The organism is Janthinobacterium sp. BJB401, assembly GCF_013372745.1.
In the GTDB taxonomy this organism is placed as follows: Bacteria; Pseudomonadota; Gammaproteobacteria; order Burkholderiales; family Burkholderiaceae_D; genus Janthinobacterium; species Janthinobacterium rivuli.
The window spans coordinates 156,707-180,287 of record NZ_JABXFH010000003.1; the positions used below are offsets into that span (position 1 = coordinate 156,707).

The following is a 23,581-nucleotide window of genomic DNA, read 5'->3' on the forward strand; positions in this document are numbered from 1 at the left end:
GCCTGTTGAGCTCTGAAACGACAAATCTAAATTCATTATGACCACAGAACACGCTATTGAAGCGGGCCATGCTGCCCCGGCCAACGCCACAGAATACATCAGTCACCATCTGGCCCACCTGAGAAGTGCCGACGGCATGATCAATCTGGATACGTTCTGGATTTCGGCCATTCTGGGCTTTGTTTTCCTGGCTGTTTTCTATATGGCGTCGCGCCGCGCGACGGCTGGTGTCCCTGGCAAGTTGCAAAACTTCGTCGAAATGGTCATGGAAATCGTCAATGACACTATTAATGGGGCCTTCCACGCGAAAAGCAAGGTCATCGCGCCGCTGGCCATCACTATTTTTGTGTGGGTCTGGTTGCTGAACGCGATGGACTTCCTGCCGGTTGACCTGCTGCCGAAGATCCTGAGCTGGTTTGGCGTGCATAAACTGCGCGCCGTGCCGACCGCCGACGTCAACCACACCTTCGCCATGTCGCTGTCGGTCGTGCTGTGCGTGATCGCCTTCTCGATCAAGGCCAAGGGCCTGGGCGGCTGGATCAAGGAACTGTTCACGGCACCGTTCCATGCGAGCGGCCTGATCGGCACGATCGCCCTGGCACCTGTCAATTTCTTGCTGCAAATGGTTGAGCTGGTTGCAAAACTGATCTCCCTGTCGCTGCGACTGTTCGGCAATATGTATGCCGGCGAACTGATTTTCATCTTGATCGCGTTGTTGCCTTGGTGGGCACAGTGGGCGTTGGGTGGTCCATGGGCAATTTTCCATATCTTGATTGTAACTTTGCAAGCTTTTGTGTTTATGGCGTTGACGGTTGTGTATCTGAGCCTCGCGGTTGAGAAACATTAATCATTAACTTTATATTTTGTTTTTTTAGTATCTTTCGTTTTTAAATTTAGGAGAATTTTATGCAAGCTCTGATCGCACAAGTACAAAGCATGACCGTTCTGGCAGCAGCAATCATCATCGGCCTGGCCGCAATCGGCACCGCTCTGGGCTTCGCTATCTTGGGTGGCAAATTCCTGGAAGCTTCGGCACGTCAACCAGAACTGATGCCACAACTGCAAACCAAACTGTTCGTTATCGCTGGTCTGCTGGATGCTATCTCGATGATCGGCGTTGGTGTTGCTCTGCTGTACACGTTCGCTAACCCGTTCCTGTCCGCTCTGACGGCTGTTGCTCAGTAATTCGCTCCAACCCTAGGAGAAACTTTTAGTTAGGAGCAAAGGTATGGACATCAATATGTCGCTCATCGGCCAGATGATCACCTTCGCGGTGTTGGTCTGGTTCTCGATGAAGTTCGTATTTCCAGCGCTGAACAACGCGCTGGATGAGCGTGCCAAACGAATCGCGGATGGATTGGCTGCGGCCGATCAAGGTCAGGCTTCGATGGCAGTCGCTGAAAAGCGTGCGCAAGAGGCATTGAACAGTGCACGTGAAGAAGCGTCGCAACGCGTTGCGGACGCTGAAAAGCGCGCGCAGCTGGTTGCTGAAGAGATCAAGCAAAATGCACAAGCTGAAGCTGCGCGTATCATTGCGCAAGCCCAGTCGGACGCCGAACAGCAACTGTCGAAAGCACGCGAACAATTGCGCGCTCAGGTGGCTGACCTGGCTGTCAAGGGTGCCGAGCAGATCTTGAAGCGTGAAGTTAACGCTACGGCTCACGCCGAAATGTTGCAGCGTCTTGCTGTCGAGCTGTAATCATGGCAGAACTCGCAACCGTCGCCCGTCCCTACGCGGAAGCTTTGTTCCGCGTAGCCCAAGCTGGTAAGGAGTCAAGCAACCTCGCGGCGTGGTCCGAGCTGGTGTCCGAACTGGCACAGATCGGTAGCCACCCCGAGGTACAGGCGTACGCGCGCAATCCGAAAGTTTCGGAAAGCGACGTCGCCGCCACCATCCTGTCGTTGTTGAAATCGCCGCTCAATGAGGAAGTGAAAAACTTCGTCACGATGTTGATCGAAAATGGCCGCATCAGCCTGCTGCCGGAAATCGGCGCGCAATTCCATGCCCTGAAAAATGGCCTGGAAGGTGCGGCTGACGCCGAGATCACGAGCGCTTTCGATCTGAGCGAAGGCCAAACGGCCGAGCTGGTCGCAACGCTGGAAAAGAAATTCAGTCGTAAGCTCAACCCTGCCGTCACAGTGGATCCATCGCTGCTCGGCGGCGTGCGCGTGGTCGTTGGCGACCAAGTGCTCGATACCTCGGTGCGCGCCAAGCTGCAGCAACTGCACGCTGCACTGGTGTCGTAAGACACGCGCTTCGGCAGGCCAGCTTAGACAGACCCTTACCCCTCGCGCAAGCTGAGAGAAACACTTTTAGGAGTTAGTATGCAACTCAACCCATCTGAAATCAGCGAGTTGATCAAGAGCCGGATCCAAGGTCTTGACGGCGGCGCTGAAGTGCGTAATCAAGGCACGGTTATTTCCGTCGCCGACGGTATCTGCCGCATCCACGGTTTGTCGGACGTGATGCAAGGCGAGATGCTGGAATTCCCAGGCAACACGTTTGGCCTGGCAATGAATCTGGAACGCGACTCCGTCGGTTCCGTGATTCTGGGTGCCTACGAGCACATCTCCGAAGGCGACACGGTGAAATGCACCGGCCGCATTCTGGAAGTGCCAGTCGGTCCTGAGCTGCTCGGCCGCGTTGTCAACGCGCTGGGTCAGCCGATCGACGGCAAAGGCGCCATCGAGACCAAACTGACGGCCGCGATTGAAAAAATCGCGCCGGGCGTGATCGCCCGTGAATCCGTTTCGCAACCAATGCAAACCGGCCTGAAGTCGATCGATGCGATGGTTCCAGTTGGCCGCGGCCAGCGCGAACTGATCATCGGCGACCGTCAAACCGGCAAGTCGGCTGTGGCGATTGATGCGATCATCAATCAAAAAGGCCAGGGCATGAAATGTATCTACGTCGCGATTGGCCAAAAAGCCTCGTCGATCAAGAACATCGTGCGCTCGCTGGAACAGCACGGCGCGATGGAATACACCATCGTTGTCGCCGCTTCCGCTTCGGAATCGGCCGCCATGCAATACATCTCGCCGTACTCCGGTTGCGCCATGGGCGAATACTTCCGTGACCGCGGTGAAGATGCACTGATCGTCTACGATGATCTGTCCAAACAAGCTGTTGCATACCGTCAAATCTCGCTGCTGCTGCGCCGTCCACCAGGTCGCGAAGCGTACCCAGGCGACGTGTTCTACCTGCACAGCCGCCTGCTGGAACGCGCAGCACGCGTGAACGCCGACTACGTCGAGAAGTTCACCGACGGCGCCGTCAAAGGCAAGACCGGTTCCCTGACGGCACTGCCGATCATTGAAACGCAAGCTGGCGACGTGTCCGCATTCGTTCCAACCAACGTGATTTCGATTACCGACGGTCAGATCTTCCTGGAAACCTCGCTGTTCAACGCCGGTATCCGTCCTGCAATTAACGCCGGTATTTCCGTATCGCGCGTCGGTGGCGCCGCCCAGACCAAGGTCATCAAAAACCTGTCCGGCGGTATCCGTACCGACTTGGCGCAGTACCGTGAACTGGCCGCATTTGCGCAGTTCGCTTCGGACCTCGATGAATCGACCCGCAAGCAGCTGGACCGTGGTGCCCGCGTGACGGAATTGCTCAAGCAAGCCCAATACTCGCCACTGTCGATCTCGCTGATGGCCGTATCGCTGTTCTCGGTGAACAAAGGCTTCATGGACGACGTGCCAGTCAAGCAAGTGCTGTCGTTCGAAGCTGGTGTCCACGCTTACATGAAGACCAAGCAAGCTGCTCTGCTGGCCAAGATCGAAGAAACCAAGCAACTCGACAAAGACAGCGAAGCAACTCTGTCGGCGGCCATTGCTGATTTCAAGAAATCCGGCGCATATTAAGCGGCCAGGCGGCGCCCACCTTGAGTGAGGCGCCGCCCTACGCGCAGAAGGAGTAAGGACTCATGGCATCAAGCAAAGAGATACGAGGCAAGATCAAGAGCGTAGAGAATACGAAGAAGATCACCAAGGCGATGGAAATGGTCGCCGCGTCCAAAATGCGCAAGGCGCAAGACCGGATGCGGGCCGCTCGTCCCTACAGTGACAAGATTCGGAATATCGCCGCCAATCTGGCGAATGCCAATCCGGAATACACGCACCCGTTCCTGGCAGCTGCCCAGGGTACGCAAGCGAAGGCAGTAGGTTTCATCGTTGTGACGACCGACAAGGGTCTGTGCGGCGGCATGAATACCAACATCCTGCGCCAGGTGACGTCGAAGTCGCGCGAGCTGGAAGCAGCTGGCAACCGGATTGAAGCAGTTGCCATCGGTAACAAGGGTTTGGGTTTTTTGAATCGCATCGGCGTCAAGATCGTCGCCTCTGCCATTCAAACTGGTGATACGCCCCATCTGGAAAAATTGATCGGACCCGTCAAGGTCATGCTCGAAGAGTTCCAGGCTGGCAAGCTCGACGCAGTGTACCTGTGCTACACCAAATTCATCAACACGATGAAGCAGGAACCAGTGGTCGAACAGCTGCTGCCTTTGACGGCTGACAAAATGGTCGCCGACAAGAGCGCACACTCGTGGGATTACATCTACGAGCCGGATGCACAAAGCATCATCGACGAATTGCTGGAGCGCTATGTAGAAGCGCTGGTGTACCAGGCAGTCGCGGAGAATCTGGCGTCCGAGCAATCGGCACGGATGGTCGCGATGAAAGCTGCAAGCGACAACGCGGGTAGTGTGATCGGCGAATTGAAGCTGATCTACAACAAGACCCGCCAAGCTGCGATTACCAAAGAACTCTCCGAAATCGTCGCCGGTGCGGCTGCGGTTTAAACGAATTTAACTATATTGAAGGAACGAACATGGCTGATGGCAAAATCGTTCAGTGTATCGGCGCTGTGGTGGACGTTGAGTTTCCCCGCAACGCGATGCCTAAGGTATTTGATGCCTTGAAGATGGCAGGCTCGGAACTGACCCTGGAAGTACAACAGCAGTTGGGCGACGGCATTGTCCGTACCATTGCACTCGGCTCGTCCGATGGCCTGCGTCGCGGCATGATGATCCAGAACACCGGCAAACCTATCATGGTGCCAGTCGGTAAAGCAACCCTGGGTCGCATCATGGACGTGCTGGGCAACCCGATCGACGAATGCGGCCCCGTGTCGCACGAGCAGATCGCGTCGATCCACCGCACCGCTCCTGCATACGACGAACTGTCGCCTTCGCAAGAACTGCTGGAAACCGGCATCAAGGTGATCGATCTGGTGTGCCCGTTTGCAAAAGGCGGTAAAGTTGGTCTGTTCGGCGGCGCTGGCGTAGGCAAGACCGTGAACATGATGGAACTGATTAACAACATCGCCAAAGCGCACAGCGGCGTGTCCGTGTTCGCCGGTGTTGGTGAGCGTACGCGTGAAGGTAACGACTTCTACCACGAGATGGCTGACGCGAAAGTGGTCGATCTGGAAAATCCAGAGAACTCCAAAGTGGCGATGGTCTACGGTCAGATGAATGAACCGCCAGGTAACCGTCTGCGCGTCGCGCTGACCGGCCTGACGATCGCTGAATCGTTCCGTGATGAAGGCAAAGACGTTCTGTTCTTCGTCGACAACATCTACCGCTTTACGCTGGCTGGTACCGAAGTGTCGGCACTGCTGGGCCGTATGCCGTCGGCTGTGGGTTACCAACCGACCCTGGCTGAAGAAATGGGCCGTCTGCAAGAGCGTATCACGTCGACCAAGACCGGTTCGATCACCTCGATCCAGGCCGTCTACGTTCCAGCCGATGATTACACCGATCCGTCGCCTGCTACCACGTTTGCTCACTTGGATTCGACCGTTGCGCTGTCGCGTGACATCGCTTCCCTGGGTATCTACCCAGCCGTGGACCCACTCGATTCGACCTCGCGTCAGCTCGATCCGTTGATCGTTGGTCAAGAGCACTATGACACCGCGCGTGCCGTGCAAACGACCCTGCAACGCTACAAGGAATTGCGCGACATTATCGCGATTCTGGGTATGGACGAGCTGGCACCGGAAGACAAACTGCTGGTCGCCCGCGCACGTAAGATGCAGCGTTTCCTGTCGCAGCCTTTCCACGTCGCTGAAGTCTTTACCGGCGCGCCTGGTAAATACGTTTCGCTCAAAGACACGATCAAGGGCTTCAAAATGATCGCTTCGGGCGAACTCGATCACCTGCCGGAACAAGCGTTCTACATGGTCGGCACGATCGAAGAAGCAATCGAAAAAGCCAAGAAACTTAACTAAGTTAAGTCTGGGCCTAACCCCGCCCCTTACAAGGCGGGGTTCTTCAACCCGATAGGACACACATGGCACACACAATTCACGTTGACGTGGTTTCCGCTGAAGAACTGATTTTTTCAGGTGAAGCAGAATTCGTCGCGTTGCCGGGTGAACAAGGCGAGCTGGGTATCTACCCACGCCACACGCCTTTGATTACCCGCATCCGTCCGGGCGCGGTCCGCATCAAGGTAGTCGGCCAGGCTGAAGAAGAGTTCGTCTTCGTTGCCGGCGGCCTGCTGGAAGTGCAACCGGATACCGTGACCGTCCTGGCCGATACCGCGATCCGCGGTCACGACCTCGACGAAGCGAAAGCGCTGGAAGCGAAGAAGTTGGCGGAAGAAAATATCCACAACAAGGATTCGGGCATCGACTACGCGCAAGCGCAAGCCGAGCTGGCCAGCGCGATTGCGCAACTGGCAGCGATCCAGAAGCTGCGCAAGATTTAATTTCAATCTGCGCCGCACAAGAAAGGCAGCCTTCGGGCTGCCTTTTTTTTATGCAGAAATCAGCGGCGCTTGTCCTTGCCCCTTTCCAGTCCCGCCTTCAATACCGTCTTCCACCTGGCGCGCGCGGCGATGCGCTCGAGCGGCGTCTCCTCGATACGGCGCGCGTCACGCAGCAGCTTGTGATAATTGCGCAGGCGGTCCGCATCGACGGCGCCGCGTACGGCGCAACCGGGCTCGCTGGCATGCCGGCAATCGCGGAACTGGCACGTCGCCGCCAGCGCCGCGATGTCGTCGAACGTGGCCGCCAGCGTATCCGCATCGGCATCGGCGCGCCAGCTGCGCAAGCCCGGCGTGTCGATGATGCAGGCGCCGCTGGCGCACACGTGCAGCGAGCGGGCCGTCGTCGTATGCCGGCCGCGCCCGTCGCCATGGCGCACGCCGTTGGTTGCCTGCTCCGTCGCGCATAAAGTATTGGTCAGGCTGGACTTGCCGGCGCCCGATGAACCGAGCAGCACCAGGGTCTGGCCCGCACCCAGCCACGGTGCCAGGATGGCCACGTCATATGCATGGCGCGTATCGATGGCAAACAGGGGCACGTGTGGCGGCAGGCGCTGTCTGAGCTGCGCCAGCTTGCCCGGCACGTCGTCGGCCACGTCGGCCTTGCTCAGCACCACCACGGGCGTCACTTGCGCCGCCAGCACGATGGCCAGATAGCGCTCCAGACGGCGTGGATTGAAATCCTCGTCCAGTCCCATCACCAGCAGGGCCGTATCGACATTGCTGGCGAGCAGTTGGCGCCGGCCGTCATTGCCGCGCCGGGCGATCTGCGTGACTGGGGATAAGTGCGCTGTTATCCACAGCGTAGCGTGCGCGTCGGGTTCGGCGGCGACCCAGTCGCCGACAGTAAGAATATTGTCTTGCGCCTGCAGCTGATGCAGCAGACGCGGCAGGATTTGCGCCGGCTGTTCCAGGATGCCGTCGTGCACGCCGATGCTGTCGCGGTGCACGGCGCAAACGCGCAGCAGTTGGGCGGTTGGGGAAGAGAGTTCGAGTTGGGTGGCTGCGCTGGCGATGGCCTGCTGCAGCCCGATAAGGCGTAGTTGCGCAAAATCGAATGCGATCATGGTAGCGTGATTCCAGATTCTGTCGTCCGCGTGCGGACATGAAGCCTGTGCGTGCAGGCACCGCCAGTCGCCATGACTGGCACGAAAGAAGGGGAACGTCGGCTACGCGATCACGCGTATGGGGAGTTGCGGGCCAAGAGCCTTAGCGGGGAAAAACGGTGATCAGGCAGCCGACAGCACGGCAGTATCCGAATGGCGCATGTTGTCTACTCCTCAAGTGTGATGGAAAACCCCAGTGTGCCAGCGGCGTGCGCCGGCGTCAACGGAAGGTGTGGCTTAGCTGCACATGCCGTAAGCCTGGCGCTCGGGGAAATAGCGGTACGTAAACGTGCGCACCGGGTAGCGCTTGCCGGCGATGAGCATGTCGGGCATCGACAGGTCAAAGCGCTGCGGCAGCTGGCGCGGCAGTTGCAGGCGCAGGCGCCACTGGGTTTCGGCGCTTGAACCGACGGCGGAAAACATGATGGGCAAGGTCTCGATGACGTCGACGATTTCCGCCTTGCGGTTCATGCCGCGCTGGTAGATGGTCAGCACTTTCGCTTCGGCGAAGGGGGGCTTTTTCGGCTCTTCCAGCAGGAAGGACAGGCGCGTGAAACTGGCTTGCGTGCCGATGGGAAGCGTAAAAATCAGCGCCAGCTCCGTGCCGCCTTCCTTCAGGGTGACGGGTGGCGTGGCATACACGCTGATACCGCGCGGCAGCTCGAAGCGTGAACCCTCCGTCCACGTCTTGCACTCGGGCGTCGTGGCCTGGTACAGGCTGGGCGCCGTGTAGTCGTTGCAGGCGGAGACCAGCAGCAGCAGGGGCAGGGCAAACAGGGCGGAACGGCGCATGGAAGTCACGGTTGGGAGATGAGCCGACAGTGTAAGCGATCCCCCCGCGATCCACCAGCGGGCTTATGCTTGCCCGGGTGGCGCGCGCCGCACGGACTGCAGCTGGCAGTGCGCGGCCTGCAGCGCATCCTTGATGGCATCGAGCGCCAGTTGCGGCCGCGCCGCGCCGCACATGAAGATATCGACGGCGGCAAAGCCGCATTCCGGCCACGTGTGGATGGAGATATGCGACTCGGCCAGCAGCACCACGCCGGTGACGCCCTGGCCGGCGCCAAAGCTGTGGAAATGGCTGTGCAGTACTTGCGCGCCAGCCGCGACGGCCGCATCGCGCAGCAGGCGCTCGAGCGCGGCGCAGTCATGCAGGCGTTCCGGCGCGATGTCCGACAAATCGGCCAGCAAATGGGTGCCCAGGGGCAGATGCGGTGTGGCTGCCATGCTTACTTGTGGCTGCCGCCGCTGGAGCCGCCGCCATAGCTGCCGCCGCCGCTGCCCGTACGCGAACTCCAGCTGCTGCCGCTGCTGCTGCCGGCCACCTTGAACATGCGCACCCAGTTGGCGGCCGTGACACTGAAGGTCACCATCAGGGCATAGATCACGTATTTACTCATGGGGGATTCTTTGCATTCTTGTCGAGAAAAGCGGCGGGCAGGAACAGCGCCAGGCAGCCCAGCAAACTCCACATCAGGGTGCTGGAGAACGAGACAAACATCGGGATCGCATTCAGGACCAGCACGATGACGATGAAGACCTTGGCGATGCCGCGATGGCTCAGCTGGATATTCGTCGTTTTGCTGGCGCCATGGAAGGCGGCGCCGAACCAGGCGGCCATCTGGTCATAGGCGACGGGCACGGAGCGCGACCAGGTCATTTCCTCACCGGTGAGCTCCGCCGCCAGCTTGGTCTGTCCCTGTTCGAATTCAAACACGCGCGTGCTGTCGCCGACGGCCACTTTCCAGTTGAAGGCGCCCGCCGCATACACGACCTGCGAGCCGTAGTCGTACAGTTTGCGGTAGGTGGCGCCATCGAGCGTGCAGGTAGAGGCGTCCAGCGACGCCCAGTTGGGCCAGTTCGGCAGCACGTTCGAGCGTGACCAGCCATCGTCCGTTTCCACCAGCCAGAAGAAGCCGGCGCGCGCGTTGTACAGCAGGTATTCGTTCCACTCGCTGCCTTCGTCGTCGGCGCGGCGCATCATGCCGATCACCGTGAAATCGACATTGCTGATCTTTGCGCTGGCGCCCAGTTCCAGCGTGATGTCGGCGTTGTCGTGCACCTGCTTGCCGATGGCCAGCACCTGTGCTTCCGGGCCGCTGGCGTCGAGCTGCGCATGGCAGGCGGGGCACACGAGTTGCGCCGCCGCGCCGGGTACGTACTTGATGCCGCTGCCGCAGGACGGGCAGTCGAGCGCGTCGAGCTTGCCTCGGTATTTGCCGGCGCTTTTGGCGATGGCGTCGTCGTCGCGCAGCAGCTGGCACTGCAAACCGTCCAGGGTGACGGCGACGCCCTGGTAGACGACCGGTTGCGGGCCATCCGTGTAGTCGAGCGTGACAAAGCTGGCGTAGTTGCGGAAGTCCGCCACCTGGATGCGCCAGCCGGCGCCCACCTTGAACGGCAGTTCGCCCTGGCCGGCGATGCATTCGGCGCTGCGGATCTCGGCCGCCGTGTACGGCTCGCCGCAGATCGTGTAGCGCTTGCCCGGCGCCAGCTCGCCAAAGACGGGTAAGCTACCTTGTGTGCTGCGCTCGCGCGTCAAGGTGTACAGGCCGGACGAGTCACCCAGCCACGCCGTGCTGGCGTCGTCGAACAGCAGATACCACTCGTTCCACGTGCCGGCGCTGTAGCGCTGCTGGATGCGGCCGACGACGGTGAAGTGCACGCCATCGTGCACGCCGGCCGTGCCGATCTGGATCGGCGTATAGTCTTCCAGGACGGCCGACATCTTGCCCATGTCCCTGATGGAATCGGCGTCCTTGAGGATGGTGCTTTGGCAGTACTCGCACACGGCGAGCACGGAAGCGTGCGAGCGGAAGTGAACTTCCGCGCCGCAGCTGGGACAGGAAACAGTTTGCATGCAGTCGTATTTCGCTAGTATTTAGCCGATCAGTTTTTTCAGCAGTTCAGCCTTGGCGCCGTCGTAGTCGGCTGGCGAAATGAGACCCTTATCGAGCAAGCCCTTGAGTTTTTCCAGGCGCGCTTCGATCGGCTCTTCCGCAGGAGCCGGTGGCGCCGCAGGCGGTGCGGCCGGGGCAGGTGCCGGCTGCTGCAGCGCGCCGCCCATGCTTTGCGCCATCACCTGGCCGATCGACAGCCCGGCGCCCAGTCCCGCACCGATGCCGGCCATGCCGCCTTCGTTTTGCGCCGCCAGCGGAATCGCATTGGCCACCTGGAATTTCGTAAAGCCGCTCATCTTGTCTGCGCCCAGGCCGCCCTTCATGCCGGCCGAGATGCGCTCGTCGAGCGCCGCCTGCAATTCCTCGGGCAGGCTGATGCTGGCCACGTTGAATTCGTCGAGACCCACGCCATAGCGGGCAAACGCCTGCGCCAGGCCATCCTTGACCTCCTGCGCCATCAGCGCCTGGTTGGCCGCCATGTCGAGGAAGGGAACGTTCGCGCCACCCAGCGAGCTGGCCATGCTCGACATCAAAATGCCGCGTAATTGATCTTCCACCTCGTCGCGCGTATAGACTTCGCGCGTGCCACTGATCTCGGTGAAGAAGGTGCGGGCGTCGGCGATGCGGTACGAGTACATGCCGAAGGCGCGCACGCGGATCATGTCGAAATCCTTGTCGCGGATGGTGATCGGCTGCGGCGTGCCCCATTTGCGGCCCGTCTGCACGCGGGTGCTGAAGTAATACACGTCCGACTTGAACGGTGAATCGAACAGCTTGTCCCAGTTTTTCAGGTTGGTCAGCAGCGGTAAAGTCTGCGTCGTCAGCTTGTGCGTGCCGGGACCGAAGACATCGGCGATCTTGCCTTCATTGACGAAGACGGCGACCTGCGATTCGCGCACATTCAGGATGGCGCCGTTCTGGATCTCGAAATCCTGCATGGGGAAACGCCAGGCCAGTACGCCTTCCGTCTCTTCGTTCCATTGCAGTACGTCGATAAACTGCTTCTTGATAAAGCTGCCGAGGCTCATGATGGTGTCCTTGAATGAGGTAAAACGTCAGGAAATGCAGGCGGCGTTGATGGCGCCGATCGACAGGGAAATGGCGGCCAGCAGGCCGCCGAAAGCGCTGTTGTTCGATTCGATCTGGTCCTTCGACATGCGCAGCAAACGCGTGGTGACCACATAGGCGAGCAATTGCACCACCATGGCGCCGAAGGCCCAGGCAAAGAATTGCTGGTAGCCGGCCGTGTGCATCAGGGACGAAGCGATGGTGGCGGAAAAGCCCAGCAGCGCGCCGCCCAGCGACAGGGCCGCCGCCTGGTTGCCCTGGCGGATCAGCAGTACTTCGTTATACGGCGTGACGCGTGTGTAGATGATAAAAAATACAATCAGCAGCGCGGCGGCCAGTAAAAGGTGGATCAGATAGTTTAGGATGTCGGGCACGGCATTCCTCGCAATGAGCATTTGATAACGTCAACGCATATTAGAACAAAAAAAGTCCAATGAACAAAAAGATTCTGATTTTGTCCGTCTTCGTGGTCGCTTCCTGCGGCCTCGCCTATGAGCTGATCGCCGGCGCCATGTCCAGCTACCTGCTTGGCGACTCCATCCTGCAGTTTTCCACCATCATCGGCTGCTACCTGTTCGCAATGGGTGTGGGCGCTCACTTTTCAAAGTACGTCAAGGATGACGACGTGCTGTCGCGCTTTGTCGACATCGAACTGGCCGTGGGCTTGATCGGCGGCCTGTCGGCCGCCATCCTGTTCATGACCTTTTCGTGGATGGCCGCGCCATTTCGCACCTTATTGTATGTGATGGTGTTCCTGATCGGCGCACTGGTCGGCATGGAAGTGCCGCTCGTGATGCGCGCCCTGAACACGCGCCAGACGGAATTTTCCGAGCTGGTCAGTCGCGTGCTGACCTTCGATTACCTGGGCGCGCTGGCCGTCTCCCTGCTGTTCCCGCTGGTGCTGTCGCCGTATCTGGGCCTGGTGCGCACGGGCTTTTTGTTCGGCATGCTCAATGTGGGCGTGGGCCTGTGGAGCATCTATGTCTTCCGCGCCGAGCTGAAAAACCTCACGGGGCGTCTGCTGCGCGCCTGCGCCGTGATGCTGCTGCTCGTCGCCGGCTTTGCCATGTCGGACCGCATGGTGGCCTGGGGAGAACATGGCCTGTTCGGTGACCAGATCGTGTATTCCACCACCACGCCCTACCAGCGCCTGGTGATCACGCGCTGGAAGGACGATACGCGGCTGTACATCAACGGCAATTTGCAGTTTTCCTCGCGCGACGAGTACCGCTACCACGAGGCGCTCGTGCATCCGGTGCTGGAAGCCTTGCCGTGGGCGCGCCGCGTGCTGGTGCTGGGCGGCGGCGATGGCCTGGCCCTGCGTGAAATCCTCCGTTATCCACAGATCGAACACGTCACCGTGGTCGACCTCGACCCCGCCATGACGGCCGCGTTTACCACGCGCCCGGAACTGGCCAAGCTGAATAACAGTTCGTTCTCGGACAAGCGCGTCACCGTCGTCAATGCCGATGCCGCCGTCTGGCTGCGCAATAACGGCGACATGTTCGATGCGGCCATCGTCGATTTCCCCGACCCGTCCAGCTTCGCGCTCGGCAAACTGTATTCGGTGCCGTTCTACGACCTGGTGAAAAAGCACCTGGCGGCCAAGGGCCTGATGGTGGTGCAATCGACGTCGCCGTTCTTTGCCCCGCACGCCTACTGGACCATCAATTCGACCCTGCGCGAAGTGGGCATGCGCACCTGGCCCTACCACGCCTACGTGCCCTCGTTCGGCGAATGGGGTTTTATTCTCGCTTCGCCCCAGCTCGACTACACACCGCCGACGAAATACCGCCTGCCCATGCGCTACCTGAATGCGGACACCACGCGCGAAATGTTCATCTTCCCGCCCGACATGCAGCCGCTGCCGATGGCGCCGAATCGCCTCAACACCCAGTCGCTCGTGCATGAATTCGAGCAGGACTGGAACCGGGTGATCCGCTGATGCAGCGCCGTTCCTTCATGCTGTGGGCCGCCGGCGGCACGGCAGCGGCCGCCGCCGGCATCGGCAGCATCGCCGCCTACCTGCGCTGGCAGGAAATCACGCCGAAGGTGCTGTACCCGGGCCGCAGCGAGGGACACTATTTGCGCAAGCTGCTGCGCGAGCGCACGGCGCTGCCGGCGCCCTCGGCAACCATCACCACGGACGTGGCCATCCTCGGCTCCGGCATCGCCGGCCTGACGGCCGCCTGGCGCCTGAATAAACTGGGGCACAAGGATTTCCTGATGGTCGATGGCCCGCAGCCATATGGCAACGCGGCGGGCGGCCACTTCGGCGACCTGGCGTATCCCACGGGCGGCCATTATTTGCCGCTGCCTTCGCCCGAATCGACGCATGTGCGCGAGATATTGTTCGACCTGGGCATTATCCAGCGCGATCCACAGGCGGAAAAGCCATATTATGACGAGCGCTACATCCTGCACGCGCCGGAAGAGCGATTGCTGTTCAACGGCCACTGGCAGGAGGGCTTCATTCCCACCGAAGGCGTGCCGCCTGCGGAACTGGCGCAGCACGAGCGCTTCTTTGCGCAGGTGGCGCAACTGCGCCAGACGCATGGCAACGACGGCAAGCGCGTCTTCGTTTTTCCTACCGTGGAATCGTCGCAAGACCCGGCCTGGCAGGCGCTCGACACCATCACGTTAAAACAGTGGATGGAGCGCGAGGGCTATACCTCGCCCACCCTGCACTGGTATTTGAACTACTGCTGCCGCGATGACTACGGCACGCGCTACGACCAGGTGTCGGCCTGGGCCGGCTTGCATTACTACTGCAGCCGCTGGGGGCAGGCGGCGAATGCGGGCAATGGCGCCTGGCTGACCTGGCCGGGCGGCATGCAGCCGGTCGCCATGGCCATGGAGCAGGCCTCGGGCGTGCGGCGCAAGAGCGGCACGGTGGTGTCCGTGCAGACGACGGACCAGGGCGTCGAAGCGCTGTGCCTGGAACTGGTCGACGGCCAGCCGCGCACCTACCTGGTCAAGGCGCGCAAGGCCATCTGCGCCATTCCCTTGTATGTGGCTGCCCGCGTAGTGAAAAATATCGCCGACTATGGCTTTGACGCGAAGCGCGATACGCCCGCGTATGCGCCATGGATGGTGGCGAATTTTTTACTGAAACGCTTTCCCGACGAACTGCCGCATGCGCCCCTGTGCTGGGACAACGTCGTGTACCAGGAACCGGGCCTTGGCTACGTCGTCTCGACGCACCAGGATATCCGCGTGCGTCCGCCCGAAAAAACCGTCTTCAGCGCCTACGTGGCCCTGTCCGACCGCACGCCGCAGGAGGCCCGCAAATGGTTAGACGTGGCCACGCCTGAAGAATTGCTGGCGCTGGCCAGTGTCGACCTGAAAACGGCGTATGGACGCGATTTTGCCAATTGCGTCGAACGCGTCGACATCACCGTGCGCGGCCACGCCATGGCGGCACCGTTGCCGGGATTTCGCAGCAATGCGGGCCTCAAAGCCTTGCGCGAGCATGATGGCGCGATTCTATTTGCGCATGCGGATTTGTCGGGCTTTTCCGTATTTGAAGAGGCGGCGTGGTGGGGGGATCGCGCTGCGCGGTTGGCGATCACATAAATGAAAAAGGCCGGCGCAAGCGCCGGCCAGAGCCCCCTAAGGCTCGAACCTGTGCTTCCTTGTTCTTCTCATTTATTTTTATTAATGACGTCGATGAAGACGGCCGCCAGCAGCACCAGGCCCTTGATCACCTGCTGGTAATCGATACCGATGCCCATGATGGACATGCCGTTGTTCATCACGCCCATGATGAAGGCGCCGATGACGGCCCCCATCACCTTGCCCACGCCGCCTGACGCCGAGGCGCCGCCGATGAAGCAGGCGGCGATCACGTCCAGTTCGAATCCTGTTCCCGCCTTCGGCGTGGCCGTGTTCAGGCGCGCCGCGAAGATCAGGCCGGCCAGCGCGGCCAGCATGCCCATGTTGACGAAGGTGTAGAAGCTGACCCGTTCCGTCTTGATGCCGGACAGGCGCGCCGCTTTCTCGTTGCCGCCCACGGCATACACGCGCCGGCCCAGCACGGTCCGGTTGGTAATGAAGGTGTAGGCGACGATGAGCAGCGACATCACGGCCAGCACGTTGGGAAAACCGCGGTAGGACGCCAGCAGGTAGCTGAAATACACCATCACGGCGGCGAAGACCGCGTTTTTCAGCAGGAAGAAGGCGCGCGGCTCGTTTTCCATGCCGTGTTTCAGTTGCTTGGCGCGGCTGCGCAGCGAGGTGATGATCAGCGCCGCGGCGGCGATCACGCCCAGCAGCAGCGACAGCCCGCGCAGGTTCTCTCCGCCGAACGGGTCGGGCAAAAAGCCCGAGCTGAGCATCTGGAAGCCTTCCGGGAAAGGGCCGACCGACTGGCCAGCGAGCAGCGCCAGGGTCAGGCCCTTGAACACCAGCATGCCGGCCAGGGTCACGATAAACGACGGGATCTTGAAGAAGGCGACGAAATAGCCTTGCGCGCCACCGATGACGGCGCCAGCCAGCAGGCAGATGATGCTGGCGGCGACAAAATTCATGTTGTAGTTGACGATCAGGACGGCCGCCAGCGCGCCGACGAAGCCGACCACCGAGCCGACGGACAAATCGATATGGCCGGCCACGATGACCATCAGCATGCCCAGCGCCATGATGACGATGTAGCTGTTTTGCAGCACCAGGTTGGTCAGGTTCAGCGGCTGCATCAGGGTGCCGTCGGTCATGTACTGGAAAAAGCCCATGATGACGATCAGCGAGAGCAGCATGCCGTAGTCGCGCATATTGTTCTTCAAAAAGCCGGCATAGCTTTTCGCTTGCGGTGCGGCCGCTGGCGCTGCTGCTGCCGGCGCGCCCGCTGTCAGTTTATTGTCCATTGTTTTCTCCGTGTGTAACGATCGCGCGCATGATCCGCTCCTGCGACGCTTCTGCTGCGCTTAATTCGGCCGCGAAGCGGCCTTCGTTCATGACATAGATCCGGTCGCACATGCCCAGCAATTCCGGCATTTCCGAGGAAATCATGATGATGCATTTGCCTTCGGCGGCCAGCTCGCTGATGATGCTGTAGATCTCGTACTTGGCGCCCACGTCGATGCCGCGGCTCGGTTCATCGAGGATCAGGATGTCGGGGCGCGAAAACAGCCACTTCGCCAGCACCACTTTCTGCTGGTTGCCGCCGGACAGATTGACCACCTTCTGCGCCACGCTCGAGCAACGGGTCTTGAGCTTGCGGCGGAACTCCTCGGCCACGCCGAATTCACGCTGCTCGTCGATCACCATGTGTTTGGAAATCGCGTCCAGGTTGGCCAGGCTGGTGTTCTTCTGGATGTCTTCCTCGAGGATCAGGCCCAGGCCCTTGCGGTCTTCCGTGACATACGCGAGGCCATGGGCGATCGCCTTGCCGATGGTGCTGACGTCGATCTCCTGGCCATTCTTGAGCACCGTGCCGCTGATGCGCTGGCCGTAGGCGCGTCCGAAAATGCTCATCGCCAGTTCCGTGCGCCCGGAGCCCATCAAGCCGGCGATGCCGATGATCTCGCCCTTTTTGGCATGCATGTTGATGCCCTTGATGACGGGGCGGTCGGCATGCTCGGGATGGAAGACGCGCCAGTCGCGCACTTCGAAAATGGTCTCGCCTATCGTCGGCGTGCGCGGCGGATAGCGGTCCGCCATTTCGCGCCCGACCATTTTTTCGATGATGCGGTCTTCGCTGACGGGTTCGACGCGGCAGTCGAAACTGTCGACCGTGTTGCCGTCGCGCAGCACCGTGATGGCATCGGCGACTCTTGAAATTTCATTGAGCTTGTGCGAAATCAGGATCGAGGCGATGCCCTGGGCTTTCAGGCCCAGCAGCAGGTCGAGCAGGGCCGCGCTGTCGCTTTCGTTCAGGCTGGCCGTCGGCTCGTCGAGGATCAGCAGTTTGACGTCCTTGCACAGCGCCTTGGCGATCTCGATCAGCTGTTGCTTGCCCACGCCCAGGTTGGTGATCAGCGTGTCCGGGGATTCTTTCAGGCCCACTTTGTGCAGCAGTTCGCGCGTCTTCGCTTGCGCGTATTCCCAGTCGATGACGCCCATGTTGGACGGTTCGTTACCGAGGAAGATATTCTCGGCGATCGACAGCTGAGGCACCAGCGCCAGTTCCTGGTGGATGATGATGATGCCGATTTCTTCGCTGTCCTTGATGCCGCGGAAGTGCCGCGTCTGGCCCAGGTAATCGATGTCGCCCGTATAGCTGCCATGGCCGTAGACGCCACTGAGCACTTTCATCAGGGTCGATTTGCCGGCGCCGTTTTCGCCGACGATGGCGTGGATCTCGCCGCTGCGTACCCGCAGGTTGACATTGTCGAGCGCAACGACGCCCGGGAATGTTTTGCGTATCCCGCGCATTTCCAGGATAGTGTTCGTCATATAACCTCTCTGGCACGGCCGCGCTGGTCGGCATCGGTCGTGCGGCAGTCTTGTTCTTGATCGTGCGTGAAGCGAAAGGCCCGGCAGCGCCGGGCCTTCAGTACCGTCGATGCTTATTTCACTTGCGCTTCCGTGTAGTAGCCGCTGCCGGTGACGAGCACCTGCTTCCAGTTCGCCTTGTCGACGGTGACCGGTTTCAGCAGGTAGGACGGCACCACCTTGACGCCGTTGTTATAGGTCTTGGTATCGTTGACGGCCGGCGTCTTGCCGCTCATCATCGCGTCGACCATGTTGGCCGTGACCTTGGCCAGTTCGCGCGTGTCCTTGAACACGGTCGATGCCTGTTCGCCGCGGATGATCGATTTCACCGACGGGATTTCCGCATCCTGGCCCGTCACGACGGGGAACGGCTGCTTCGGCGTGCCGTAGCCGACGCCCTTGAGCGAGGACAGGATGCCGATGCTCAAGCCGTCATATGGCGACAGCACCGCGTCGACGCGCGCATTGCCGTAGTAGGCGCTGAGCAGGTTGTCCATGCGGGCTTGCGCCACGGCGCCATCCCAGCGCAGGGTGGCGACCTTTTCCATGCCCATCTGCTTCGAACGCACCACCAGCTTGCCGCTGTCGATGTAGGGTTTGAGCACCGACAGCGCGCCGTTGTAGAAGAAGTGCGCGTTGTTGTCATCGGCCGAGCCGCCGAACAGTTCGATATTGAACGGACCCTTGCCTTCCTTGAGTTTCAGCGCCGATTCGATATAGCCCGCTTGCAGCACGCCGACCTGGAAGTTGTCGAAGGTGGCGTAGTAATCGATGTTTTTCGTGCCGCGGATCAAACGGTCATACGAGATGACCTTGATACCCTTGTCGGCCGCCTTTTGCAGCACGTTCGACAAGGTGGTGCCGTCGATGGCGGCGATCACCAGCACCTTGGCGCCCTTGGTGATCATGTTTTCCACCTGCGCCAGCTGGTTCGGGATATCGTCGTCGGCAAACTGCAAGTCCGTCTTGTAGCCGCGCTCCTTGAATACCTTGACCATGTTGTCGCCGTCGGCGATCCAGCGCATGGACGATTTGGTCGGCATCGAGATGCCGATCGCGCCCTTGTCGGCGGCGCTTGCCACGGGCATTACCGCCATGCCGGAGATGGCCAGCGCCAGGCTCGCGGTCAGCATTTTCATTGTTGTTTTCATTTCAGGTCTCCACCGTCTTCGATAGTTGAATGTGCCAGGGCCGTCGTCCAGTGGGCGGGCTCCGTGCGAATGGCCGATTGCAGGCCACGGCTGATACTAGTTTGTCCATCCATCCCTCACCAATCACTTTTTTCGCATTGGCGATATCCAAAACGGTATCGATAAACCAATTGATGCAATGCGCCATGGCCTGCCTTTTCGCCTGCGCACAGGGCGGAAATGGTGGGCGGGCGGCGGCTTTTTATGCTGCGCTGCAATACCAATAATCATCATTCAATTTGGTGATTTTCGTAATTGCGGCGACACAGGGCGGCGCGCAGAATCGGTCCGGACTTGAAGACCCGCCATCCCGTCACGACCTTTTGAAAGCTAGCCATGCAGCCGATTTCTCCCGCCTCCCTGTTGCCCGCCGACCTGGCGCAGGCCGTCCTCATCGGCCGCATCTGGCGTGACGGCCCGTGCGTCGTCGCCGTGCGCGGCGGCGAGGTGGTCGACATCACGCAGACGGTGGCGACGGTGGCCGAACTGTTCGAGCGCAGCGATGCGCTCGAGATCGTCCGCCATGCGCCCGGCATCGCGCTCGGACCCGTGCAGTTGCTGCTGGAGCAGGCGCTGGCCGCGCCGGCCGGCGAGCCGCTGCTGCTGGCGCCGTGCGACCTGCAGGCCGTCAAGGCCTGTGGCGTGACTTTCGCCGTCAGCCTGCTCGAACGCGTGATCGAGGAACAGGCGGGCGGCGACGCGGCGCGCGCGGCGAGCTTGCGCACCGCCCTGCAAATGACCCTGGGCGGCGATTTGTCGGCATTGAAGCCTGGCTCGGATGCGGCGCAACGCCTGAAACAGCAGCTGCAGCAGCGCGGCGCCTGGTCGCAATACATGGAAGTGGGCATCGGCCCCGATGCGGAAGTGTTTACCAAGGCGCAGCCGATGTCGTCGGTCGGCTGCGGCGCGCAGGTGGGCTTGCTGCCATCGTCCGCCTGGAACAACCCGGAGCCCGAGATCGTCCTGGCTGTCAACAGCCGCGGCGAGGTGCTGGGAGCGACCTTGGGCAACGACGTCAACCTGCGCGATATCGAAGGGCGCAGCGCCCTCTTGCTGGGCAAGGCCAAGGATAACAACGGTTCCTGCGCCATCGGCCCCTTCATCCGCCTGTTTGACGAGCACTTCACGCTCGACACCGTGCGCCAGGCGGAAGTGTCGCTGCTGATCGAAGGCGTGGACGACGGCTTTGTGCTCGAAGGCGCCAGCTTCATGCGCGAAATCAGCCGCGACCCGCTCGACCTGGTGCGCCAGACGGCAGGCCAGTACCACCAGTATCCGGACGGCTTCATGCTGTTCCTGGGGACCATGTTCTCGCCCGTGAAGGACCGTGGCGCGCAGGGCGGCGGTTTTACGCACCACCTGGGCGACCGCGTGACGATTGCCAGCGCTGCACTGGGCGCGCTGGTCAACGAAGTGCAGCGCTGCGATGCGATTGCCCCCTGGACGTTCGGCGTGCGCGCGCTGTACCAGAACCTGGCGCAACGCGGTTTGCTTTGATCCGATTATTTTAAAAAGAGAGACACCATGCAGCATGCAATTTATTCCAGCCTGGCCGGCAAGCGCGTCGTCATCACGGGCGGCGGCACCGGCATCGGCGTGGCCATCGTCGAGGCGTTCGCGCGCCAGGGCGCCCACGTCACCTTTCTCGACATCGCCCGCGAGGCGTCGCTGGCGCTGCAGGAAAAGCTGGCGCACCTGCCGCAGCCGCCCGTTTTCCGCTATTGCGACCTGACGGACCTGGGCGCCCTGGCCGCCACCTTCGCCGAGATCGCACACAGCGCGGGCGCCACGGATATCCTCGTCAACAATGCGGCCAATGACGACCGCCACGAATTGCAGGACGTCACGCCCGCCTACTGGGACGAACGCATGGCCGTCAATTTGCGCCACCAGTATTTCTGCGCCCAGGCCGTGGCGCCCGCCATGCGCGCCAAGGGCAGCGGCGTGATCCTCAACCTGGGCTCGATTTCCTGGCACCTGGCGCAAGCGCGCCTGTCGATCTACATGACGGCCAAGGCCGGCATCGAGGGCCTGACGCGCGGCCTGGCGCGCGACCTGGGCGTCGACGGCATCCGCGTCAACTGCATCATTCCCGGCGCCGTGCGCACACCGCGCCAGGAAAAGCTGTGGCATACGCCGGAAGCGGAAGCCGTGATCCTGCAAGGACAATGCCTGCAGCTGCGCGTGGAACCGGAAGACGTGGCGGCGCTGGCGCTGTTCCTCGCGTCGGACAACGCGGCCAAGTGCGCGGGACGCGAATACTACGTCGACGCAGGCTGGTACGGCGCATGAGCACCTCGGATAAACACCCGGCGCGGCGCTTCCGCTCGCAGGACTGGTTCGACAATCCCGACCACATCGACATGACGGCGCTGTACCTCGAGCGCTTCATGAACTACGGCATCACGGCCGAGGAGCTGCGCTCGGGCCGGCCCATCATCGGCATTGCGCAAAGCGGCAGCGACATCAGTCCCTGCAACCGCATTCACCTGGAACTGGCCCAGCGCGTGCGCGACGGCATCCGCGACGCGGGCGGCATCCCGATGGAATTCCCGCTGCACCCGATCTTTGAAAACTGCCGTCGTCCCACGGCCGCGCTGGACCGCAACCTCGCGTATCTGGGCCTGGTGGAGATTTTGCACGGCTACCCGATCGACGCCGTGGTGCTGACCACGGGCTGCGACAAGACCACGCCGGCCCAGCTGATGGCCGCCGCCACGGTGGATATTCCCGCCATCGTGCTGTCGGGTGGCCCCATGCTTGACGGCTGGATGGACGGCGAACTGGTGGGTTCCGGCGCCGCCATCTGGAAAGGCCGCCGCCAGCTGTCGGCCGGCTTGATCGACAACGACAAATTCCTGCAGATCGCCGCCGCCTCGGCACCGTCGGCCGGCCACTGCAACACCATGGGCACGGCATCGACCATGAATGCGCTGGCCGAGGCGCTGGGCATGTCGCTGACGGGCTGCTCGGCCATCCCCGCGCCGTACCGCGAGCGGGGCCAGATCGCCTATGCAACGGGGCGCCGCATCGTCGCCATGGCGCATGAGGACGTGCGTCCGTCGAGCATCCTCACGCGCGAGGCGTTCCTGGACGCCATCATCGTCAACGCGGCCATCGGCGGCTCGACCAACGCCCAGCCGCACCTGATGGCCATGGCGCGCCATGCGGGCGTGGAATTGCACTCGAGCGACTGGATGGAGCACGGCTACGACGTGCCGCTGCTGTTGAACATGCAGCCGGCCGGAAAATACCTGGGTGAGCGCTTCCACCGCGCCGGCGGCGTGCCGGCCGTGATGTGGGAGTTGCAGCAGGCGGGCTTGCTGCACGCGGACCGGTTGACGGTGACGGGCCAGACGATGGCGGCGAACCTGGCGGGCCGTGAAAGCGCGGACCGCGAGATGATCCGCCCGTTTACGGCACCGCTGAAGGAAAAGGCCGGTTTCATGGCCCTGCAGGGCAACCTGTTTGATTTTGCCATCATGAAGACCAGCGTGATCTCGCCCGCTTTCCGCGAGCGCTACCTGTCGCGTCCCGGCAGCGAAGGCGTATTCGAGGCGCGCGCCATCGTCTTTGACGGTTCTGCCGACTACCACGCGCGCATCAACGATCCGGCCCTGCAAATTGATGACAGCTGCATGCTGGTCATGCGCGGCGCAGGTCCCGTGGGCTGGCCCGGTTCGGCCGAAGTGGTCAACATGCAGCCGCCCGACGCCTTGCTGAAGGCCGGCATTCTGAACCTGCCGACCCTGGGCGACGGGCGCCAGTCGGGCACCTCGGACAGTCCGTCGATCCTGAACGCGTCGCCGGAAAGCGCCGTGGGCGGCGGCCTGGCGCTGCTGCGCACGGGCGACATGATTCGCGTGGACTTGAACGGGGGCAGCTGCGACATGCTGGTCGATGCTGACGAACTGGCACGCCGCGCCCAGGAACTGCCGCCGCCCGTCAACGACAGCGCCACGCCATGGCAGGAAATCTACCGCGCCAGCGTGGGCCAGCTGGAAACGGGCGCCTGCATGGAGCTGGCGCTGAAATACCGCGCCGTGGGACAGACCTTGCCACGTCACAACCATTAGCAGGCAGATCGGTGTAGGTCGGCTTAGCGCTCCGC

At 61.3% G+C, this 23,581-nt stretch carries 23 protein-coding genes; 13 read left to right on the forward strand and 10 right to left on the reverse strand.

The window, feature by feature from the left end:
- Positions 1-37 precede the first annotated feature (37 nt).
- The 8 genes from atpB to HWE17_RS03740 all read left to right on the forward strand — a co-directional run bounded on the left by atpB (position 38) and on the right by HWE17_RS03740 (position 6,717).
- Positions 38-847: a F0F1 ATP synthase subunit A gene (atpB, locus tag HWE17_RS03705; RefSeq protein WP_046681851.1), complete on the forward strand. Its 810-nt coding sequence runs from the start codon at positions 38-40 to the stop codon at positions 845-847.
- A 59-nt stretch (positions 848-906) separates the two neighbouring features.
- Positions 907-1,185: a F0F1 ATP synthase subunit C gene (gene atpE, locus HWE17_RS03710; RefSeq protein ID WP_034752695.1), complete on the forward strand. Its 279-nt coding sequence runs from the start codon at positions 907-909 to the stop codon at positions 1,183-1,185.
- 43 nt (positions 1,186-1,228) lie between these two features.
- Positions 1,229-1,699: a F0F1 ATP synthase subunit B gene (locus tag HWE17_RS03715; RefSeq protein ID WP_034752697.1), complete on the forward strand. Its 471-nt coding sequence runs from the start codon at positions 1,229-1,231 to the stop codon at positions 1,697-1,699.
- 2 nt (positions 1,700-1,701) lie between these two features.
- Entirely contained in the window at positions 1,702-2,247 is a 546-nt protein-coding gene (locus tag HWE17_RS03720; RefSeq protein ID WP_034752699.1) for a F0F1 ATP synthase subunit delta, read from the forward strand.
- A 78-nt stretch (positions 2,248-2,325) separates the two neighbouring features.
- Positions 2,326-3,867, forward strand: coding sequence for a F0F1 ATP synthase subunit alpha (gene atpA / locus HWE17_RS03725; protein WP_034752701.1), 1,542 nt, complete (start codon positions 2,326-2,328; stop codon positions 3,865-3,867).
- A gap of 62 nt (positions 3,868-3,929) precedes the next feature.
- Entirely contained in the window at positions 3,930-4,805 is an 876-nt protein-coding gene (gene atpG / locus HWE17_RS03730; RefSeq protein ID WP_035823466.1) for a F0F1 ATP synthase subunit gamma, read from the forward strand.
- A 29-nt stretch (positions 4,806-4,834) separates the two neighbouring features.
- Positions 4,835-6,235, forward strand: coding sequence for a F0F1 ATP synthase subunit beta (gene atpD / locus HWE17_RS03735; RefSeq protein ID WP_034752705.1), 1,401 nt, complete (start codon positions 4,835-4,837; stop codon positions 6,233-6,235).
- A 62-nt stretch (positions 6,236-6,297) separates the two neighbouring features.
- A complete protein-coding gene (locus HWE17_RS03740; RefSeq protein ID WP_058050961.1) occupies positions 6,298-6,717 on the forward strand; it encodes a F0F1 ATP synthase subunit epsilon in 420 nt (139 codons plus the stop codon).
- A 59-nt stretch (positions 6,718-6,776) separates the two neighbouring features.
- On the opposite strand, the gene rsgA is transcribed toward HWE17_RS03740, so the two are convergent.
- From rsgA to HWE17_RS03775, 7 genes are all read right to left on the reverse strand, one after another.
- Complete coding sequence (gene rsgA / locus HWE17_RS03745) at positions 6,777-7,841, reverse strand: ribosome small subunit-dependent GTPase A (RefSeq protein ID WP_176387855.1); 1,065 nt, start codon at positions 7,839-7,841, stop codon at positions 6,777-6,779.
- Between the two features lie 276 nt (positions 7,842-8,117).
- Positions 8,118-8,672, reverse strand: coding sequence for a hypothetical protein (locus HWE17_RS03750; RefSeq protein WP_176387856.1), 555 nt, complete (start codon positions 8,670-8,672; stop codon positions 8,118-8,120).
- A 63-nt stretch (positions 8,673-8,735) separates the two neighbouring features.
- Positions 8,736-9,107: an adenosylmethionine decarboxylase gene (gene speD / locus HWE17_RS03755; protein WP_176387857.1), complete on the reverse strand. Its 372-nt coding sequence runs from the start codon at positions 9,105-9,107 to the stop codon at positions 8,736-8,738.
- Positions 9,108-9,109: 2 nt separating this feature from the next.
- Positions 9,110-9,280 carry a hypothetical protein gene (locus tag HWE17_RS03760; RefSeq protein WP_157814714.1) on the reverse strand — a complete coding sequence of 57 codons (171 nt, stop codon included), beginning with the start codon at positions 9,278-9,280 and terminating at the stop codon, positions 9,110-9,112.
- Entirely contained in the window at positions 9,277-10,740 is a 1,464-nt protein-coding gene (locus HWE17_RS03765; RefSeq protein ID WP_176387858.1) for a DUF4178 domain-containing protein, read from the reverse strand. The genes HWE17_RS03760 and HWE17_RS03765 overlap by 4 nt, the downstream gene beginning before the upstream one ends.
- 21 nt (positions 10,741-10,761) lie before the next feature.
- The gene (locus tag HWE17_RS03770) at positions 10,762-11,808 is read right to left on the reverse strand and encodes an SPFH domain-containing protein (protein ID WP_034783830.1); all 1,047 of its coding nucleotides are present in this window, start codon (positions 11,806-11,808) and stop codon (positions 10,762-10,764) included.
- 27 nt (positions 11,809-11,835) lie between these two features.
- Positions 11,836-12,222 (reverse strand): DUF350 domain-containing protein, encoded by a 387-nt coding sequence (locus HWE17_RS03775; protein ID WP_081922834.1) that lies wholly within the window; start codon positions 12,220-12,222, stop codon positions 11,836-11,838.
- 59 nt (positions 12,223-12,281) lie between these two features.
- Here HWE17_RS03775 and HWE17_RS03780 point away from each other — a divergent pair, with 59 nt between their 5' ends.
- Together HWE17_RS03780 and HWE17_RS03785 are read left to right on the forward strand one after the other, a co-directional pair.
- A complete protein-coding gene (locus HWE17_RS03780; protein WP_176387859.1) occupies positions 12,282-13,793 on the forward strand; it encodes a polyamine aminopropyltransferase in 1,512 nt (503 codons plus the stop codon).
- Positions 13,793-15,424: an NAD(P)/FAD-dependent oxidoreductase gene (locus tag HWE17_RS03785; RefSeq protein ID WP_176387860.1), complete on the forward strand. Its 1,632-nt coding sequence runs from the start codon at positions 13,793-13,795 to the stop codon at positions 15,422-15,424. The genes HWE17_RS03780 and HWE17_RS03785 overlap by 1 nt, the downstream gene beginning before the upstream one ends.
- A 68-nt stretch (positions 15,425-15,492) precedes the next feature.
- Here the strand turns inward: HWE17_RS03785 and mmsB are convergent, their stop codons facing one another.
- The 3 genes from mmsB to chvE form a co-directional block, all read right to left on the reverse strand.
- Complete coding sequence (gene mmsB / locus HWE17_RS03790; RefSeq protein WP_176387861.1) at positions 15,493-16,710, reverse strand: multiple monosaccharide ABC transporter permease; 1,218 nt, start codon at positions 16,708-16,710, stop codon at positions 15,493-15,495.
- Positions 16,700-18,241 carry a multiple monosaccharide ABC transporter ATP-binding protein gene (gene mmsA / locus HWE17_RS03795; RefSeq protein WP_176387862.1) on the reverse strand — a complete coding sequence of 514 codons (1,542 nt, stop codon included), beginning with the start codon at positions 18,239-18,241 and terminating at the stop codon, positions 16,700-16,702. The genes mmsB and mmsA overlap by 11 nt, the downstream gene beginning before the upstream one ends.
- A 113-nt stretch (positions 18,242-18,354) precedes the next feature.
- Positions 18,355-19,431, reverse strand: a complete 1,077-nt coding sequence (gene chvE / locus HWE17_RS03800; protein ID WP_070218942.1) for a multiple monosaccharide ABC transporter substrate-binding protein — start codon at positions 19,429-19,431, stop codon at positions 18,355-18,357.
- Between the two features lie 375 nt (positions 19,432-19,806).
- On the opposite strand from chvE, the gene HWE17_RS03805 reads away from it, so the two are divergent.
- Genes HWE17_RS03805 through HWE17_RS03815 form a run of 3 tightly spaced genes read left to right on the forward strand, consistent with a single transcriptional unit; the run spans position 19,807 to position 23,546 of the window.
- A complete protein-coding gene (locus HWE17_RS03805; RefSeq protein WP_176387863.1) occupies positions 19,807-20,967 on the forward strand; it encodes a fumarylacetoacetate hydrolase family protein in 1,161 nt (386 codons plus the stop codon).
- 27 nt (positions 20,968-20,994) lie between these two features.
- A complete protein-coding gene (locus HWE17_RS03810) occupies positions 20,995-21,762 on the forward strand; it encodes an SDR family NAD(P)-dependent oxidoreductase (protein ID WP_176387864.1) in 768 nt (255 codons plus the stop codon).
- The gene (locus HWE17_RS03815; RefSeq protein WP_176387865.1) at positions 21,759-23,546 is read left to right on the forward strand and encodes an IlvD/Edd family dehydratase; all 1,788 of its coding nucleotides are present in this window, start codon (positions 21,759-21,761) and stop codon (positions 23,544-23,546) included. Before HWE17_RS03810 ends, HWE17_RS03815 begins: the two co-directional genes overlap by 4 nt.
- Positions 23,547-23,581: the final 35 nt, after the last annotated feature.